This window comes from Clostridium sp. ZBS15 (genome assembly GCF_023845705.1).
Lineage (GTDB): Bacteria > Bacillota > Clostridia > Clostridiales > Clostridiaceae > Clostridium > Clostridium aquiflavi.
This window is the reverse complement of the sequence record NZ_JAMQHY010000194.1, coordinates 1-533: the sequence shown is the minus strand read 5'-3', so window position 1 is coordinate 533 and position 533 is coordinate 1. Positions and strand designations below refer to the sequence as shown.

Sequence of the window (533 nt, the reverse complement as noted above, 5' to 3'; positions counted from 1 at the left end):
AAAAAAAAAACTGACGTCGATAAACTGCCAATTCCGTACCCGGAAGATGAACTTGGTTACTTGATGAACTCGGTGCGTACCCTTCGTCGCGAACTGAAAGTCGACGTTCCTCTGATTGGTTTTTCCGTCAGCCCGTGGACGCTGGCGACCTACATGGTGGAAGGCGGCAGCAGCAAAGCCTTCACCGTGATCAAAAAAATGATGTATGCCGATCCGCAGGCGCTGCACGCTCTACTCGATAAACTGGCGAAAAGCGTCGCTTTGTATCTGAATGCGCAGATTAAAGCCGGTGCTCAGGCTGTGATGATTTTCGACACCAGGGGCGGCGTGCTTACCGGGCGCGATTATCAACAGTTCTCGCTTTATTACATGCATAAAATTGTTGATGGTTTACTGCGTGAAAACGACGGTCGCCGCGTACCGGTCACGCTGTTTACCAAAGGCGGCGGACAGTGGCTGCACGCCTTTTTTTTTTAAGGGACCGGCGCCCCCCGGATATCTCCACCCTTCCCCAACGCAGCCCCCTCCCGATC

Annotated in this window: 1 protein-coding gene; it reads left to right on the top strand. The window is 53.1% G+C overall.

The window, feature by feature from the left end:
* Positions 1 to 477, top strand: a 477-nt coding sequence (locus tag NG904_RS16985) for a uroporphyrinogen decarboxylase family protein (protein WP_286674382.1), incomplete at its 5' end; no start/stop codon positions are given.
* Positions 478 to 533 lie beyond the last annotated feature (56 nt).